Origin of the sequence: Bacteroides sp. MSK.18.37, from assembly GCF_019129155.2 — a bacterium.
Classification (GTDB): Bacteria; Bacteroidota; Bacteroidia; order Bacteroidales; family Bacteroidaceae; genus Bacteroides; species Bacteroides ovatus.
Map to the genome: position 1 here is coordinate 1,682,808 of NZ_JAHOIB020000001.1, position 17,076 is coordinate 1,699,883.

Consider the following 17,076-nt stretch of genomic DNA (forward strand, 5'->3'; position numbering starts at 1 on the left):
CATGAGAACACAACTGATAATTATATTGTCGCTGTTGAATGTATGTTTGGTGCCTGCCCAAGAGCGTGATACGCGTGTGCGTACCTACATTACTCCCACCCGGATTGTTTGGCAACAAGACAGTGATCACATCACTAATTGTAATTTTCTGTTAAACCAGGGAGATGGTCAGGCTTATTGGGGAGCGTATTACGATTACGAATCAATAGATACCGGTTTACAAGGCAAGAAAGAGAAAACGGTCAAAGCCGCCACATATTGCCGACTATCTTCTACCGATGGGGCTCGTCCAGCTATTCTGCTTGATTTCGGGAAAGAACTTCATGGCGGAGTACAATTAGTCACTGGTGCCTGGCCAAGCCATAAGCCGGTAAAAATCCGTCTTCGTTATGGCGAATCGGTCAGTGAAGCAATGTCCGACATAGACGGCAAAGGAGGAGCGACAAACGACCATGCTATTAGAGATCAAGAGCTTATCCTTCCATGGCTCGGAGTATATGAAACAGGAAACTCCGGTTTTCGTTTTGTGCGCATTGATCTATTGGATACAGACGCAATACTTGAGCTTAAGGAGGTCCGTGCAATCTCTATCATGCGCGATATTCCGTATCGCGGTTCTTTCCAATGTAATGATGAGAAACTTAACACAATATGGCGGACGGGAGCTTATACCGTTCACCTGAATATGCAGAATCATCTCTGGGATGGAATTAAACGAGACCGTTTGGTCTGGATAGGTGATTCCTATCCAGAGGTGATGACTGTAAACTCCGTGTTCGGTTACAATGAAGTGGTACCTAAAAGTTTGGATTTAATGCGTGATATCACGCCATTGCCACATTGGATGAATGCAGGATTCTCCTCTTATTCTATCTGGTGGCTGTTGTGTCATTATGAATGGTATCGCTATCATGGAAATAAAGCCTATCTGGAACAATCACGTGATTATATTACAGCTTTATTGAGACAATTAATGACTCAAATAGCCCCCGATGGGCAGGAATGTCTGGATGGCACTCGTTTTTTGGATTGGCCATCGAATAGCAACAAAGACGCAATTGCGGCAGGGCTCCAAGCCTTAATGGTTTGGGGAATGCGAGTCGGAGTTGAATTTGCAGAACTATTTGAAGACAGACAATTGTCTAATGACTGTAAAGCTGCCGAGAAGAAGTTGGTAAAAGCTGCATCCAAAGTTTATAAAAAGTTTTTAGCTTCCTGTCCGGCTCCCGATGCGCCCGGCTCCAAGCAAGTGACTGCATTAATGACGATTACAGGATTAATTGATGCCCCAAAAGCTGATAAAGAGTTCCTCTCAATAAATGGTGCACAGGGCTTCTCTACTTTTTATGGCTATTATATGTTGGAAGCAATGGCTATGGCCGGCAATTATCAAGGAGCATTAGACGTGATTCGTGAATATTGGGGAGCAATGATCGACTTGGGAGCCACTAGTTTTTGGGAAGATTTCGATATCAATTGGATTCCGAATGCAGCCCCCATCGACGAACTAGTACCGGAAGGGAAAAAAGATATTCATGGTGACTGTGGCGCTTATTGCTATGTAGGCTTCCGTCATAGTTTGTGTCACGGTTGGGCTTCAGGACCAACTTCTTGGTTGAGCCGTCACATTTTAGGTGTGGAAGTAATAGAACCAGGATGTCGTCAAGTACGTATAACTCCTCATTTAGGCGATTTACAGTGGGTGAAAGGTACATTTCCAACTCCTTATGGCGAACTACAAATTTACCATGAGAAGCAAGCAAATGGCAATGTAATATCAGAGGTGAAAGCCCCTAAGGGAGTATCAGTCATCAAATAGATAATGAGTTTTATAAAACAATTAGAAGGTAGTTTACACTGCCGTAATGTATAAATTAGAAGGAGTAAACAAATGAAAAAGAAATTATTAATGAATGTATGGATAATGCTTGCATTATTCACATGTGTAGGTATTTCTTCTTGTTCAGACAACGACGAAGACGGCACAAAAGGACATCAAGTATTACGTTTAGTTGATAAAAGTGGAAATCCAATTGGCGGTATCAGTGGTGGAGACTGTAATTTGACTGGTAGCGCTGAAAACCTGACGCTGAGAGTGATGTCCGATTTAGACTGGGAAATAACTATTTCCGAAGGCAACGAATGGTTTAAAGCCGACATCACAAAAGGAAGCGGTTCAAAAGAGATTTCATTTACAGTAGCCGAAAATGAAGGATTGGAAGAAAGAAAAGCTACAGTGATATTATCGACCACCCAGAATTCATCTGTTCAAGATTTCGTATTGAATTGTATTCAGCCAGGTGGACCAAGATTAATAGTGACTCCTGAGAATACTTCTGTCGAAAAAGAAGGGAAAGATGTCACCATTGCAATTAACACTAATTTACCTTCATTGAAATGTATCATACCTGAAAATGTTAAATGGATTACTCAAAAATCATTAACAAACAAACAGTTAATTCTTACAGTAGCAGCAAGTGATATCGCAAAAATACGTACTGCAACGGTGGAAATTACTTCTGAGTCGGCCGCTTATCCTACAACAAAAAGCATAGAAATCAGGCAAGCGGGTGCTGTGGATATGGCAGAGTTACTCGATGTTAAGTTCAATGCAGATGGTACTGCAGAAGATCTTTCTGCGATGAAAATGCCTATTAAAGCATTTGCCGGTTCTACTTTGAGCATGATTGAAAATGAAACTTTTGGTTATATTGCAAAATTCGACCCGGTAACAATAAATGCGAATAAAATTACCAGTGGTTTCTATATTGTTGATTTCACCCAAAACTTAATTTTCCAAAATGCAATTGCCGATGGATTCTCAATGGAATTATATGTAACTGCTAAAGATTACGGAGAAAGCGGTCCGATTCCGATGGGGTGTCATGGTGGTGGCGGTGTTGCCATTACTTGGCAAGATAAAGATAACTATTGGACTTTTGAACCCTATATAGGTAATTATTCAGCTTGTAATACGCCTCCACTGGGTGAAGTGCCAGAAGAAACATGGTACCATGTAGTGGGTGTCTGGGATGGTACAGGAAGTGCAGGTGCCATTAAATTGTATCTAGATGGAGAAATCAAGGCAGAAAGAGCCCCTGCTAAGGGTAATTCATTCCAATTTCCAGGAAATAAATGGTTCGTAATTGGTGGAGACGCTGGTGCTGCAAATGAAGCAGACAGAGCCTATAAAGGTCAAATTGCCGTAGCTCGTATATATGACCGTGCTTTGACAGCCGAAGAGGTTAAACTATTATATGATACATTGGAAGAATAAAACACTCCGCAGATGAATCATTTTTCATAGGTAATCAGAATAAACAAGCTACAGAGATTACTTTCCAGCTTTTAATTCTTAAGTTGAAAAGTAATCTCTGTATTTTTTCTTATTGTAAAATAGGTCCAATATAGATTCATATAATTAACTATAAATGAAGAAAATAACCAAACTCATTTCAGTCATAGGTTTCATCCTTTGTCTGTCCGCCTGCCAAGAAATTCGGGAAGTCAGTTATGAGCAACTTCGCGGAGGGTTTACCAACCTCCCGGATTCCATTCAGACAAGTGTCTACTGGCACTGGATTTCTGGAAATATTTCCAAAGAGGGAGTCATCAAAGATCTGGAATCAATGAAACAGGCTGGCATCAACCGTGCATTTATAGCGAATATCGGACTAAGTGCAGCGGAAGCACCCACCGGAGATGTGCAGATTTTCTCCGACGAATGGTGGGAGATACTGCATGCCGCTTTAAAAAAGGCAACCGAGCTGAATATAGAAATCGGTATCTTCAACTCTCCGGGATGGAGTCAGGCAGGAGGTCCGTGGATCAAGCCGGAGCAGTCCATGCGGTATCTGGCATCTGTCGGCACGCAAGTCAAAGGCGGACAGGCAATAGAAGTTATGTTACCCAAAACCAATCCTAATTTTCAAGATGTAAAAGTACTGGCTTATCCGTCTGTGAAAAGCAAAGCTACGATCCTTAATCCGGCCAACTGCACTGTTAGCTCTTCCCCCGCCATCACTGCTATCCATCATCTGATAGATGGAGAAACGGCGACAGAAATACGGTTTGGCAACCAATCCGAAGTCGTAATAGACTTTAAGAGCCACGATACAGTAGCATTGCGAAGCCTCCGCCTGCTTACCTCCGCCGCACCTATACGTTGCCAGGCGGTTCTGCAAATGAATGATAACGGTGAATACAAAGAAATCAAGCAGTTCAGTATAGAAAGATACAACGATAATCTGGCTGTAGGATTCGATCCTTATGCTCCTATTGCCATCTCTTTCCCCACAGCCAGCGGTAAAGACTTCCGGTTGTCACTCTCCGGTCTGAATCCCAATAGTGGCATCCGGGAAATAACATTGTCTTCTGCTCCGGTAGTAGAAAGTTATTCGGAGAAAACATTCGCCAAAATGTATCAGACTCCACTTCCTTACTGGAATGAATATCAATGGCCGGTGCAAGCAGTGGTGGACGACCCTGCATTGATCGTTCAGCCCGAACAAGTGAAAGACATCACCGCCTGTATGAAAGGAAACAAACTTTCCTGGGACGCTCCCGACGGAGAATGGGAAATTGTGCGAATGGGAATGGTACCCACTTATGTAGAAAACGGTCCTGCATTAAAAGACGGGATAGGTCTTGAAGTGGACAAAATGAGTAAGGAGCACCTCCGAAGCCATTTCGACGCCTTTATCGGCGAGATTTACAAGAGAATCCCTGAAGCCGACCGTAAGACTTGGAAAGTAGTTGTAGCGGACAGTTATGAAAAGGGAGGTCAAAACTTCACGGACGATTTCCTTGAATCATTTGAGAAGAAGTACGGTTATAGCGCACTACCTTTTCTCCCTGTCTACAATGGAGTGGTTGTGGAAAGCGAAGATGCCTCCGACCGCTTTTTGTGGGATATGAGAAAGATGGTGGCCGAACGGTTATCATACGATCATATTGGTGAACTAACCCGTCTAAGCCACCAATACGGAATGACTACCTGGTTGGAAAACTACGGTCACTGGGGATTCTCCGGAGAGTTTTTGCAATACGGCGGGCAAGCAGATGAAGTGGCAGGAGAATTCTGGAGCGAGGGAGAACTAGGCAATATAGAAAACAGGGCTGCTTCTTCGTGTGGTCATATCTACGGTAAACAAAAAATCTCTTCCGAGTCTTTCACCTGTGGCGGTATGGCTTACAGCCGTTATCCGGCTACCATGAAACAACGTGGTGACCTTTTCTTCTCCGAAGGAATCAACAACACACTGCTGCACGTCTATATTTCACAGAAAGCGGAAGGCAAACTGCCCGGACTGAATGCACCTTACAGCAACGAATTTAACCGTTTCAACACTTGGTATTCCCAGTTGGACCTATTCACCGACTACCTGAAACGTTGTAACTTCATGCTCCAACAGGGACTCAACGTAGCTGATATTTGCTATTTCATAGGAGAAGATACTCCCAAAATGACCGGTGTCACGAATCCTCCCTTGCCGAAAGGATACCAGTTCGATTACATCAATGCAGAAGTGATACTCCGCGATATGACTGTCAAAGACGGTCTATTGACTCTACCCCACGGCACAAGTTACCGAATCATGGTATTACCGGAATTGGAAACAATGCGTCCCGAACTATTAACCAAAATCACTCAACTTGTGAAAGACGGAGGTGTCATTCTCGGTCCGAAGCCTAACCGTTCGCCAAGCTTGCAAGACTTCCCCGAAGCAGATAAGAAAGTTCAGGAAATGGCAAATGCCTTGTGGGGAAATGTAGACGGTATCAAGGTGAAAAGCGGCAATTATGGCAATGGCATGATATTAAGCGGTATGAATATGCACGAAGCATTAGAATTAGTGCATTGCATTCCCGACTGTGCATTGACTAAAGACATTCCTGTAGTATACGGTCATCGCAGCATCGGTGATATGGATGTTTACTTCCTGTCCAACCAATCTTCAGAAAAAGTCGTATTCTCACCGGAATTTCGTGTAACCAATAAGCAACCTGAACTTTGGGAACCGACAACTGGTGCTATCCGCCTTTTAAAGAAGTACGAACGCAACGCAAATGCGACAGTAATTCCTCTCGAACTGGAACCTTTGGAGAGTATCTTCGTCGTATTTGCCAAAGAAGTTTCCTCATCTTCGTTAGTCAACGATACGGACACCAATTACCCGGAACCACAGACAATCGCCACACTGGCCGGTCCGTGGACAGTCTCTTTCGATAAGAGTCAAAAAGGTCCTCAAGCCCCGGTTGTCTTCCAAAGCCTGTACGACTGGAGTACAAGTAAAGAAGACGCCATCAGGTATTATTCAGGAACAGCCGTCTATCGGACTGAATTTACGCTAAAAGATATAGTACCCAACAGTCCATTATTTATCAACCTCAATGAGGTAGCCGTTATGGCAAAAGTGAAAGTCAATGGACAATACATCGGTGGTGTATGGACGCCCCCTTACCGACTCAATATTTCGGAAGCCATCAAGCAGGGAACAAACAAAGTAGAAATTGAAGTGGTAAATACATGGGTGAACCGACTCATCGGAGATAGCAAATTACCTGTTGAAGAACGTCCGACCTGGACTCCTAACAATCCCTGGAATTCATCATCTCCTTTACAGAAGTCCGGACTGATAGAACCTGTCGTTATTGAAAGCATCACTTATTAAAACAGGGAATTCTTAAGGTATTAAACCATGTCAGCGATTATGACATTCAGCAACTGAATATGCTTTGGTCGGTACGTATGTTGAGCTTAGGCGTTGCATTGCTGTGCGGGTGGGGACTTTCAGTAATTTGGAAGTATCCACTATAATAAGTAAAATCGCTTATAATTTATGTTTATAAGCGATTTTACTTATTATAAAGAAAATAAATGAACACTTAATCAATTTATATGAAATCCCAGTTCGGGACGTTCCTTTAAATATGTTATTAAATCCCGGCCTACTGAAAGTCTAACCGGACGGGAAATCAAATCAACCGACATATGAGTTACATCAGCATCATCTGTCACCTTGAAGTATAGTTCCGTATTTCCCGGATGTTCCTTCGTCAGAGTAGCAAGTTCAGTGACCAAAGCCGAATTCAAGACAGACAGGGGAATGACGATTGTGATCTTCTGCACCAGTTCTTCTTTCACGTCGGGAAGAAGTTCCATAGAGGTGATTTTCACTTCCAGTTCATCCTGCCGCCATTGCTTGGCCTGACAGCGTGCCTTGATATACAAGAACGTTCCTTCATTGAGATATCCCTGATAAGTCACCCAGTCGTTTCCCCAGAATGGAATCTCGGTAGAACCGGAATAGTCCTCAATCTTGGCGATACCATACGGATTTCCGTTCTTGCTGACTCCACGACGAACACTGGTCACAATTCCTCCCATCGTTATTTCACGACCGACAAGGGCAGCTTTATCTTCCAAATCTGCCATACGTGTATTGCAAACATGTTCCAATACGATAGAGAATTCATCCAACGGGTGAGCGGAAAGATAGATACCAACCAAATCACGCTCACGGTTCAGACGGTCGAGATCACTCCAACGTTCTACCCCTTGAGGAATTTCAGGAGTTGCAACATCAATAACGTTTTCACCACCGAACAGAGAATTGACGGCAGCCGCCTTATCTGCCTGATAACGGTTACCATAACGCATCAATGTTTCCAGGAAAACTTCTCCCTTAGAGTTTACAGCAAAATATTGTTCCCGTTTCAGTTCCGGGAAACTATCAAATCCTCCGGCTAATGCCAGACATTCCATATTCTTCTTGTTGCAGGCATTGAGATTGACACGTTGCACAAAATCAAAGATTCCGAGGAAAGGACCATTTTTACGCCGTTCCTCCATAATGCTTTGTACAGCAGCTTCACCTACACCTTTGACGGCCCCAAGTCCGAAACGAATATCACCGTCATGGTTTACGGTAAACTTCAGGTTACTCTCATTTACATCTGGTCCCAGTGTCTGAATACCCATTGCCTTACATTCGTCCATAAGTTTCGTGATATCGGTAATGTTCGACAAACTTCGGCTCATGACAGCTGCCATATATTCAGGAGGGTAATTGGCTTTCAGATAGGCTGTTTGGTAAGCCACCCACGAATAACAAGTAGCATGTGATTTATTGAAAGCATAAGACGCGAATTTTTCCCAGTCTGTCCAAATCTTCTCAAGCACTTTCGGGTCATGTCCATTCTTTCGTCCGCCTTCAACAAATTTAGGTTTCATGTGATCCAGCTTGTCACGCAACTTCTTACCCATCGCTTTACGAAGGGCATCGGACTCACCACGGGTAAAGTCGGCCAATAAGCGTGACAAAAGCATCACCTGTTCCTGATAGACCGTAATACCATACGTATCCTTCAAGTATTTCTCCATTATCGGAATATCATACTCAATCGGCTTGCGTCCATGTTTACGATCAATAAAATCAGGGATATAATCCATCGGTCCCGGACGATAAAGGGCATTCATGGCAATCAAATCTTCGAATGTAGAAGGCTGCAATTCGCGCAGGTACTTCTGCATACCAGCAGATTCAAACTGGAATGTACCAATCGTACGTCCGTCACTATATAATTTATAAGTAGCCGGATCAGAAATATCTATCGCATCGACATCTACTTCAACATTACGACTTAAACGGATATTTTCAACAGCTTCTTTGATGATAGACAAAGTTTTCAGACCGAGGAAGTCCATCTTAATCAACCCAGTATCTTCAATCACCGAGCCTTCATACTGGGTAACAAGCATCTTTTCGCCCGTTTCCTTATCATCAGCAGTGCTGACAGGTACCCAGTCAGTAATATCATCACGGCAAATAATCGTACCGCAAGCATGTACACCTGTACCACGCACGTTGCCTTCAAGCATTTTGGCATACTTGATCGTATCCCGCAATAGAGGATCAGATGACGCTTCCGCTGCTTGCAATTCGGGAACATAAGCAATGGCATTCGGCAAATTAAGTTTCTTGTCAGGAATCTTGTCAGGAACCAGTTTACACAAACGATCGGATTCTGACAAAGGTAGCTTTTGTACACGCGCGACATCCTTGATAGCCATCTTTGTCGCCATAGTACCATACGTAATAATATGAGCAACTTTTTCCTGACCATATTTATTTGTCACCCAACGAAGTACCTCACCACGACCGTCATCATCAAAGTCCACATCAATATCGGGCAAGGAAATACGGTCTGGATTCAAGAAACGTTCAAACAGCAAATCATATTGGATAGGGTCTATCTTCGTAATACCCAAACAATAAGCCACTGCTGAACCTGCTGCCGAACCACGTCCCGGACCTACCGACACACCCAGTTCCTTACGTGCCGCATTGATAAAGTCCTGTACAATCAAGAAGTATCCGGGGAAACCCATCGTTTTCATGATGTACAATTCGAAGTTCATTCGTTCTTTGACTTCTTCCGTTAGAGGTTCACCATAAATTCTTTTAGCTCCGTCAAAAGCCAGTTTTGCCAAATAATCTCCTTCAAGTTTTATACGATAAAGTTTATCATAACCACCCAAGCGTTTAATTTTTGCTTTCGCATCCTCTTCACTTAATACCACATTACCATGTTCATCTTGAGTAAACTCGTCGAACAAGTCTTTTTCTGTAAACTTCGCCCGATACCCCTCCTCTGTTCCGAAATCTTCGGGAATGGCGAAAGTCGGCATGATAGGTGCATGGTCGATCGAGTAGTATTCTACCTTATCAAGAATCTCCAGTGTATTGCTCAATGCTTCGGGCACGTCGGCAAAGAGTTCGTTCATCTCTTCGCGTGTCTTCATCCATTCTTGTTTGGTGTAAAGCATACGGGTAGGATCATCCAAATCCTTACCGGTACTCAAACAGATCAAACGGTCGTGCGCTTCCGCATTCTCTTCATCTACAAAGTGAACATCATTCGTACAAATCAGTTTGACATTGAATTTCTTAGCATATTCTATCAAATGTTTGTTCACATTCACCTGCAACGGATAACACTCATGATTGGCACGGGGAACAGTCGCTTTATGGCGTTGTAACTCCAGATAGTAGTCATCGCCAAACAAATTCTTATACCATTGTATTGCTTCCTCCGCTTCGGCAAATTGCCCGGCAGTAATCCGCTTCGGCACCTCACCACCGAGACAGGCTGAACAAATAATAAGTCCTTCGTGATATTTTTCGAGTTCGCTACGGTCAGTACGCGGACGCATATAATAACCGCGCGTCCACGCGTGCGATACTAATTTAATAAGGTTGTGATAACCTGTTTCATTCTTAGCCAATACGATCAGGTGATAACCACTCTGGTCGGGCTTGCCTTCTTTCAGGTCCATGGTACGGCGTGCCACATACATTTCACAACCGATGATCGGTTTGAATAGTTTGTTTTCCGCTTCCACGATCTTAGCTTTGCAAGCAGCAATCTCCGCCTCTTTATCCTCGCACTCTATCGTGCCGGCCTCAATTCCTGCAATTCGCTTCTTCAGGTCCTTGACTTCACCTTTCGGACCGCTGTTCTTCTTATTGACGTAGTTCGTAAATTCCTTGATACCGAACATATTTCCATGATCGGTCACGGCTATACCCTTCATCCCATTCTTCATGGCTTTATCAACCAGACGAGCTACGCTAGCCTGACCATCCAACAAAGAATATTGAGTATGGACATGTAAATGAACGAAATCCTGCATAATGATAAGTAGTTAATTTGAAGGCATAAAATTACTACCTCCCGGGTTATAAACAAAAATAATCCTCAAAAAGTTATCAACATTCGCATTTCTATGCTCATTTACTTGCTGAATTTTTAAATTAAGTATATTTTTGCAGACAATATCATTAAACAGCATTCATGGGCCGACTAAAGAAATTGAAGAAAATACGTATTCACCGCGAAGGAACACATATATTATGGGCTAGCTTCTTGCTATTGCTATTGATTAATGCGGCTCTTTATTGGGGGATCGATTGCAAAATACCATTTTATGTGGTAGCAGTAGCGAGTATAGCAGTCTATCTGCTGATGGTGAATTTCTTTCGATGTCCGATCCGTCTCTTCGGACAGGACACTGAAAAGATTGTCGTAGCACCCGCCGATGGAAAAATCGTCGTTATCGAGGAAGTCGATGAAAACGAATATTTCCATGACCGCCGGTTAATGATATCCATCTTCATGAGCATTGTGAATGTACATGCCAACTGGTATCCGGTGGACGGTACCATTAAAAAGGTAGCACATCATAATGGAAACTTCATGAAAGCATGGCTGCCGAAAGCCAGCACAGAAAACGAACGTTCTACGGTAGTAATCGAAACTCCGGAAGGAGTGGAAGTACTCACCCGGCAAATTGCCGGAGCAGTGGCACGCCGTATTGTCACCTACGCTGAAGTAGGAGAAGAATGTTATATTGACGAACACATGGGATTTATCAAATTCGGTTCCCGTGTGGATGTGTATTTACCCATTGGCACAGAAGTATGTGTCAGCATGGGACAATTAACGACCGGTAACCAAACGGTTATCGCCAAACTTAAATAATTCTGTCACAATGACAAACGTTATTAAAAACAGTATTCCGAATACCGTAACCTGCCTGAACCTTTTCTCCGGTTGTATTGCCTGCGTCATGGCTTTTGAAGCCAACTATGAGCTGGCACTACTTTTCATTGCTTTAAGTTCCATTTTCGACTTCTTCGACGGATTGTTGGCTCGTATGCTCAATGCACATTCCATTATCGGAAAAGACTTGGACTCATTGGCAGATGATGTCAGTTTTGGAGTTGCTCCTTCACTGATCGTATTCTCTCTGTTCAAAGAAATGTATTATCCGGCAAGTATGGAGTTCATCGCTCCTTACCTACCCTATTTAGCATTCTTGATTTCTGTTTTTTCAGCATTGCGCCTGGCTAAATTCAATAATGACACGCGACAGACCAGTTCTTTTGTGGGACTTCCGGTTCCCGCCAACGCTCTGTTCTGGGGTTCTTTAGTGGCGGGTGCACATGACTTCCTGATATCAGACAACTGCCATCCTGTCTACCTTCTTATACTTGTCTGTCTGTTTTCCGGACTGCTGGTATCAGAAATACCGATGTTTTCGCTGAAATTTAAAAATCTGTCATGGAATGACAACAAAATCAGTTTTATATTCCTGATTATCTGCATTCCTCTTCTTATATTTCTTGGAATCAGTAGCTTTGCCGCCATCATTGTATGGTATATTTTACTTTCACTTTTTACAAGAAAAAGTAAATAAACAATCTCTTGGCACGTTTGTTGTACTATGAGTTTTATCGAAGTAACAACATAAAAATCATAGCCCGATGCATATACTTTTATTCATACTCATTTTTATTATTGCCATTTTCGTATTTGGCCTTTCTATTATCGGCTTCATACTAAGAACGATTTTCGGATTAGGACGTGGTTCTTCTTCATCACGCCCGAAACAAACGGAATCGGGACGTACAAGCCAACAGGACTATAGCCAAAGAGATCGCCGTTCAAATGATGATGAAGAGGAAATATATTCCGAGAATGTTCCGGAGAAAAGACATAAAAAAATATTCACCCAGGACGATGGTGAATATGTAGATTTTGAGGAAATCAAATAAAACAGGATACTGCTTTTATTTTCGTTTCGCAGCAAAGAACTCTTTCATTAATGTAGCGCATTCGTCAGCCATTACCCCTTTTACAACCACCGTTTTAGGATGTAGAGCCGAACCGGCATATTTCTGATAGCCGCGTTTTTCATCTTCAGCGCCAAATACAAGTTTACCAGTCTGTGCCCAAGCAATAGCTCCGGCACACATTACGCAAGGTTCAACCGTGACATACAGGGTACATTCGTTCAAGTACTTGCCACCAAGCACATTGGCAGCAGCTGTAATAGCCTGCATCTCGGCATGAGCCGTTACATCATTCAATGTTTCTGTGAGATTATGGGCACGTGCGATAATCCGCTCCTTACAAACCACGACAGCTCCAACGGGAACTTCCCCCCGCTCGGCAGCCTTTCCTGCCTCTATCAAAGCTTGTTTCATGAAGTAAATATCGTCCAGCATTCCACCCTTTAATTTTGAATCTATTATTTTTATTATCCCCCTATCGTCTCATGTCGTGTTCACCAAAAAGGGTTGGATAATCTTCTTCCATATTCTTATGAATAAACATGAGAATCGTTTCACGAAGCCAACGTGACTTGTTCGTTATCTTATATTTCTCAAGATAACGATCTACAATCAGCTGTTCTTCGTCGCTCAATAAAATGCTCATCCGTCGTTCCCTTTTGGTACACTCGACATGCATTTTCAGGCACTTCTTACTCCTTTTTCTCATATCTTCTGCAAAATTACTTTTACTTCTGTAAATACAAAGAATAAAAGCAGTAAATTTGCAAAAAAAGATGGCTAAACATAATGATTTAGGAAAAGCCGGAGAAAATGCCGCCGTAGCTTATCTTGAACAGAAGGGGTATCTCATCCGTGACCGGAACTGGAGAAAAGGACATTTCGAACTGGACATTGTAGCAGCAAAGGATAATGAACTGATTGTAGTAGAAGTGAAAACTCGCAGTAATACCCTATTTGCAGAGCCGGAAGATGCTGTTGATTTACCTAAAATAAGACGTACGGTACGCGCAGCGGATACCTATATCAGATTGTTTCAGATTGACTCTCCTGTACGCTTTGATATCATTACTGTAGTAGGCAACGACGGGCATTTCAAGGTTGAACACATAGAGGAAGCGTTTTATCCTCCTTTATATTAAAGAATGCTTTGGCTTTACATATTCATCATTATAAGAGCCGTGAAATGCGTGCAATCTGCGCTTAAAATTATGATATAACCAATTATGAAAACATACTATAATTATTAATTCATTATGAATGTAGAAACTATCAGAGAATACTGCTTAAGCAAGAGAGGAGTCACCGAATCTTTCCCTTTCGATGATGTATCACTGGTTATAAAGGTAATGAACAAGATGTTTGCTCTCATTGACCTGGAAGAAGCTAATCACATCGCACTAAAATGTGATCCGGAAAAAGCAATCGAATTGCGTGAACATTATTCGGGAATTGAAGGGGCTTATCATTTTAATAAAAAGTACTGGAATAGTGTCCGCTTTGACAGTGACGTAGATGATAAATTGATGAAAGAGCTTATTGACCACTCTTATGATGAGGTAATCAAAAAATTTACTAAAAAGTTACGCGCAGAATATGATGCCCTCCCTTGATACATTCCCGGTTCCATTGATTCATATCAACGAGACGAACTCTACCAACAATTATCTGCAATCTCTCTGTTCTGAACAGAAAGTGGAGGAACTAACTGTCATTGTCGCCGATTTTCAAACTTCCGGTCGGGGACAGCGTGGAAATTCGTGGGAATCAGATCCTGGCAAGAATCTTCTTTTCAGCACCGTTATCTTCCCCGAGTTTTTGGAAGCACGACGTCAGTTTCTTATTTCACAGATTATATCTTTAGCTATTAAAGAAGAATTGGATACTTATACCTCCGATATTTCTATCAAATGGCCGAATGATATTTATTGGAAAGAAAAGAAAATATGTGGGATGTTGATAGAAAACGATCTGATGGGGCGGAACATCAATCAAAGTATTGCAGGCATCGGAATTAATATTAATCAGGAGATATTTCACAGTTCTGCTCCTAACCCCGTTTCACTACTACAAATCACAGGAGAAGAGCATGATCTATTCAAAATACTGAAAAATATCATGCTGCGTATCCAATCTTATTATAGCTTGCTCAAAAAAGGTGATACAACATCAATAGCCTGTCAATATGGAGAATCTCTTTTCAGAAGGGAAGGAATGCATCAATATAAAGATGCTAATGGAGAATTTCTTGCACGAATCGTTTGTGTAGAACCTGAAGGAAGATTAATATTAGAAGATGAGAAGCTGACTAAAAGAGGGTACATGTTTAAGGAAGTAGAATATTTACTGAAATAAGCTATTCTATTTCAGATCAAAACATTATCTTTGAAACATGCGTTTTTATATAAAACTCTTTCATTTATGAAAACAAAATTAATTTTCCTCCTTCCATTGTTATGGATATTAATAGGATGCGATGATTCAGATTCTGCAACATTGAATATATCAGAATCGAAGTTTGATAACATCAGCGCAAGCGGTGAATCATTAACGATAGATATTACTTGTAGTTCCTCATGGACTGTTACAAGTAATAAACAATGGTGCATTCCCAATACACAAAAAGGAGAAAACGATGGAAAGTTAATCTTATCTATTAATGCAAATCTGGAATCCAATTCCAGAACAGCAACTGTCACTATCATAAGTCATAAGGTTAGCAAAACTGTTCAAATCATTCAAAATGGCTCTACCAATACGGCTGAAGAATACCATTATGAACTCCCTGTAATCTTTCATGTATTGTATGAAGATGAGAATTCTCTACAAAAAGTAAATTCAAGCCGTTTATCCCATATACTAGACAAAGTGAACAGTCTGTATAAAAGCAAGAATAACAGTGTAGACATGAATCTTACTTTTACATTGGCAACAACAGATAAAAATGGAGAAACATTACCCAATCCTGGCGTAGAATATATCCAATGGTCAGAGTCATACCCTATCGATTGTGAAGCTTTTATGAAGGATAATTCGGGAAAATATGTAAAATACTTATGGGATCCGAACTCATATATCAACATTATGGTTTATAATTTTACAACTGAACCGAATTCAAATTCAGTAACATTAGGTATCTCTCATATTCCTTTTTCTACTACAGGCAAGCATTATTTAGAAGGGCTTGGTGAAACAGACTACTCTCATCTAACATTAGCAAATTTACAATTCCCACTATGTGTCTCCATTAATAGCCTATATATTAATGAAGAGTCTACTCCAACAGAATATAGTACAGCAGACATTGTTGTCACGCTAGCTCATGAATTAGGACATTACCTGGGACTACATCATGTCTTTGCCGAAACCGATAATGGCACGTGTGAAGATACGGATTATTGCAAAGATACCAAAAGCTATAATAAACAAGAGTATGATAGCAATTGTGATTACATATATGAGAATGAGAGAGAAAAATACACATTTAAAAATTTGGTAAAACGAACAGGATGTGATGGTATAGAGTTTATCTCTTATAATATCATGGATTATGCTATTAGTTATTCAAACCAATTCACTCAAAATCAACGTGAACGTATCAGACATGTCTTATCCTATAGTCCTCTGATACCCGGACCGAAGAAAGGAGACATTGATACCCGAGCGCTTAATGAAGGACCTTTGGATTTACCAATACGCACTATAAAATAACAAATTGAATATAATTGAAAAGAGGTGAACCGCTTAGCGATTCACCTCTTTTTCTATCCTCAATATCTTATCCAATGTCTTTTGAGCTTCTGTTGATGGGAAACGCAGAATCACTTTCTGCAAAGAGTTACGCGCTTTCTCATACCGGGTAGTAAATAACTTCGATAATCCATCCCGGTAGCGGGCATACTGCATTTTAGTGGGAGAAGAAAGTTTTTTATAATCCGTCTCTAACTTTTTTTTCTCCTGTTCTGCTGTCAAATAATAATAGTTTCCTAAAAAGATATTAGCCGCCAGATTATCCGCCTCAAGTTGCAATATTTTTTCGTACATACGCAAAGCATCTTTCTCCTGCCCGCGACATACCTGCATTTCTGCGCAAGCTTCCAAACAATCTACATTATTAGGAGCCTTTTGCAGTAATTCCTTGTAAAATAAATAGGCTTTGTCGTAATTCCGATTCTTTTTATAGGCAAGCGCTAATTCTGTAGCCAGTTTGGAGCTAATTTCACTGTTCTTGTCTACATTCGTCCAATAATACATTTCCGTACGGTCTATATTCAGAGCGATAGTCTGCCGGAAATAGCTCACAGCCTGCCCATTCTGCCCTGCCTCAATGGCAGCAGACACTTTTTGTAACATCTCATCAACCGACTGCGCATTCAGCACCAGCGGCAATAAAAATAAAGAGATAAGAAAAATAGTTAAGGTCCTCATAATCCAT

Annotated in this window: 14 protein-coding genes; 10 read left to right on the forward strand and 4 right to left on the reverse strand. The window is 41.5% G+C overall.

Annotated elements, in window-relative coordinates; genetic code table 11:
• Position 1: 1 nt before the first annotated feature.
• The 3 genes from KSX81_RS07065 to KSX81_RS07075 all read left to right on the forward strand — a co-directional run bounded on the left by KSX81_RS07065 (position 2) and on the right by KSX81_RS07075 (position 6,674).
• The gene (locus KSX81_RS07065; RefSeq protein ID WP_004299224.1) at positions 2-1,819 is read left to right on the forward strand and encodes an alpha-L-rhamnosidase C-terminal domain-containing protein; all 1,818 of its coding nucleotides are present in this window, start codon (positions 2-4) and stop codon (positions 1,817-1,819) included.
• A gap of 72 nt (positions 1,820-1,891) precedes the next feature.
• On the forward strand, positions 1,892-3,277 hold the full coding sequence (locus KSX81_RS07070; RefSeq protein ID WP_004299223.1) for a LamG-like jellyroll fold domain-containing protein: 1,386 nt from the start codon (positions 1,892-1,894) through the stop codon (positions 3,275-3,277).
• Between the two features lie 154 nt (positions 3,278-3,431).
• Positions 3,432-6,674: a glycosyl hydrolase gene (locus KSX81_RS07075; RefSeq protein ID WP_004299222.1), complete on the forward strand. Its 3,243-nt coding sequence runs from the start codon at positions 3,432-3,434 to the stop codon at positions 6,672-6,674.
• A gap of 218 nt (positions 6,675-6,892) precedes the next feature.
• Here the strand turns inward: KSX81_RS07075 and dnaE are convergent, their stop codons facing one another.
• The gene (gene dnaE, locus KSX81_RS07080; RefSeq protein ID WP_004299221.1) at positions 6,893-10,699 is read right to left on the reverse strand and encodes a DNA polymerase III subunit alpha; all 3,807 of its coding nucleotides are present in this window, start codon (positions 10,697-10,699) and stop codon (positions 6,893-6,895) included.
• A 161-nt stretch (positions 10,700-10,860) separates the two neighbouring features.
• Here dnaE and KSX81_RS07085 point away from each other — a divergent pair, with 161 nt between their 5' ends.
• From KSX81_RS07085 to KSX81_RS07095, 3 genes are all read left to right on the forward strand, one after another.
• Positions 10,861-11,547, forward strand: a complete 687-nt coding sequence (locus tag KSX81_RS07085; RefSeq protein ID WP_004299219.1) for a phosphatidylserine decarboxylase family protein — start codon at positions 10,861-10,863, stop codon at positions 11,545-11,547.
• Positions 11,548-11,557: 10 nt separating this feature from the next.
• Positions 11,558-12,265: a CDP-diacylglycerol--serine O-phosphatidyltransferase gene (pssA, locus tag KSX81_RS07090; protein WP_004323485.1), complete on the forward strand. Its 708-nt coding sequence runs from the start codon at positions 11,558-11,560 to the stop codon at positions 12,263-12,265.
• Positions 12,266-12,332: 67 nt separating this feature from the next.
• On the forward strand, positions 12,333-12,623 hold the full coding sequence (locus KSX81_RS07095; RefSeq protein WP_004299217.1) for a DUF4834 family protein: 291 nt from the start codon (positions 12,333-12,335) through the stop codon (positions 12,621-12,623).
• A gap of 15 nt (positions 12,624-12,638) precedes the next feature.
• Here KSX81_RS07095 and KSX81_RS07100 read toward each other — a convergent pair whose 3' ends face one another.
• Both KSX81_RS07100 and KSX81_RS07105 read right to left on the reverse strand, forming a co-directional pair.
• Positions 12,639-13,076 (reverse strand): nucleoside deaminase, encoded by a 438-nt coding sequence (locus tag KSX81_RS07100; RefSeq protein ID WP_004299216.1) that lies wholly within the window; start codon positions 13,074-13,076, stop codon positions 12,639-12,641.
• Positions 13,077-13,116: 40 nt separating this feature from the next.
• Positions 13,117-13,350 carry a hypothetical protein gene (locus tag KSX81_RS07105; protein WP_004299215.1) on the reverse strand — a complete coding sequence of 78 codons (234 nt, stop codon included), beginning with the start codon at positions 13,348-13,350 and terminating at the stop codon, positions 13,117-13,119.
• 67 nt (positions 13,351-13,417) lie between these two features.
• On the opposite strand from KSX81_RS07105, the gene KSX81_RS07110 reads away from it, so the two are divergent.
• The 4 genes from KSX81_RS07110 (at position 13,418) to KSX81_RS07125 (ending at position 16,352) form a co-directional block, all read left to right on the forward strand.
• Positions 13,418-13,783, forward strand: a complete 366-nt coding sequence (locus KSX81_RS07110; RefSeq protein ID WP_004299213.1) for a YraN family protein — start codon at positions 13,418-13,420, stop codon at positions 13,781-13,783.
• Between the two features lie 114 nt (positions 13,784-13,897).
• Positions 13,898-14,254 carry an MmcQ/YjbR family DNA-binding protein gene (locus KSX81_RS07115; RefSeq protein ID WP_004299212.1) on the forward strand — a complete coding sequence of 119 codons (357 nt, stop codon included), beginning with the start codon at positions 13,898-13,900 and terminating at the stop codon, positions 14,252-14,254.
• Positions 14,238-14,996, forward strand: coding sequence for a biotin--[acetyl-CoA-carboxylase] ligase (locus KSX81_RS07120; RefSeq protein WP_004299211.1), 759 nt, complete (start codon positions 14,238-14,240; stop codon positions 14,994-14,996). The genes KSX81_RS07115 and KSX81_RS07120 overlap by 17 nt, the downstream gene beginning before the upstream one ends.
• A 66-nt stretch (positions 14,997-15,062) precedes the next feature.
• Entirely contained in the window at positions 15,063-16,352 is a 1,290-nt protein-coding gene (locus KSX81_RS07125; protein WP_004299210.1) for a zinc-dependent metalloproteinase lipoprotein, read from the forward strand.
• 33 nt (positions 16,353-16,385) lie between these two features.
• Here the strand turns inward: KSX81_RS07125 and KSX81_RS07130 are convergent, their stop codons facing one another.
• Positions 16,386-17,069, reverse strand: coding sequence for a tetratricopeptide repeat protein (locus tag KSX81_RS07130; protein WP_004299209.1), 684 nt, complete (start codon positions 17,067-17,069; stop codon positions 16,386-16,388).
• Between the last annotated feature and the right edge of the window lie 7 nt (positions 17,070-17,076).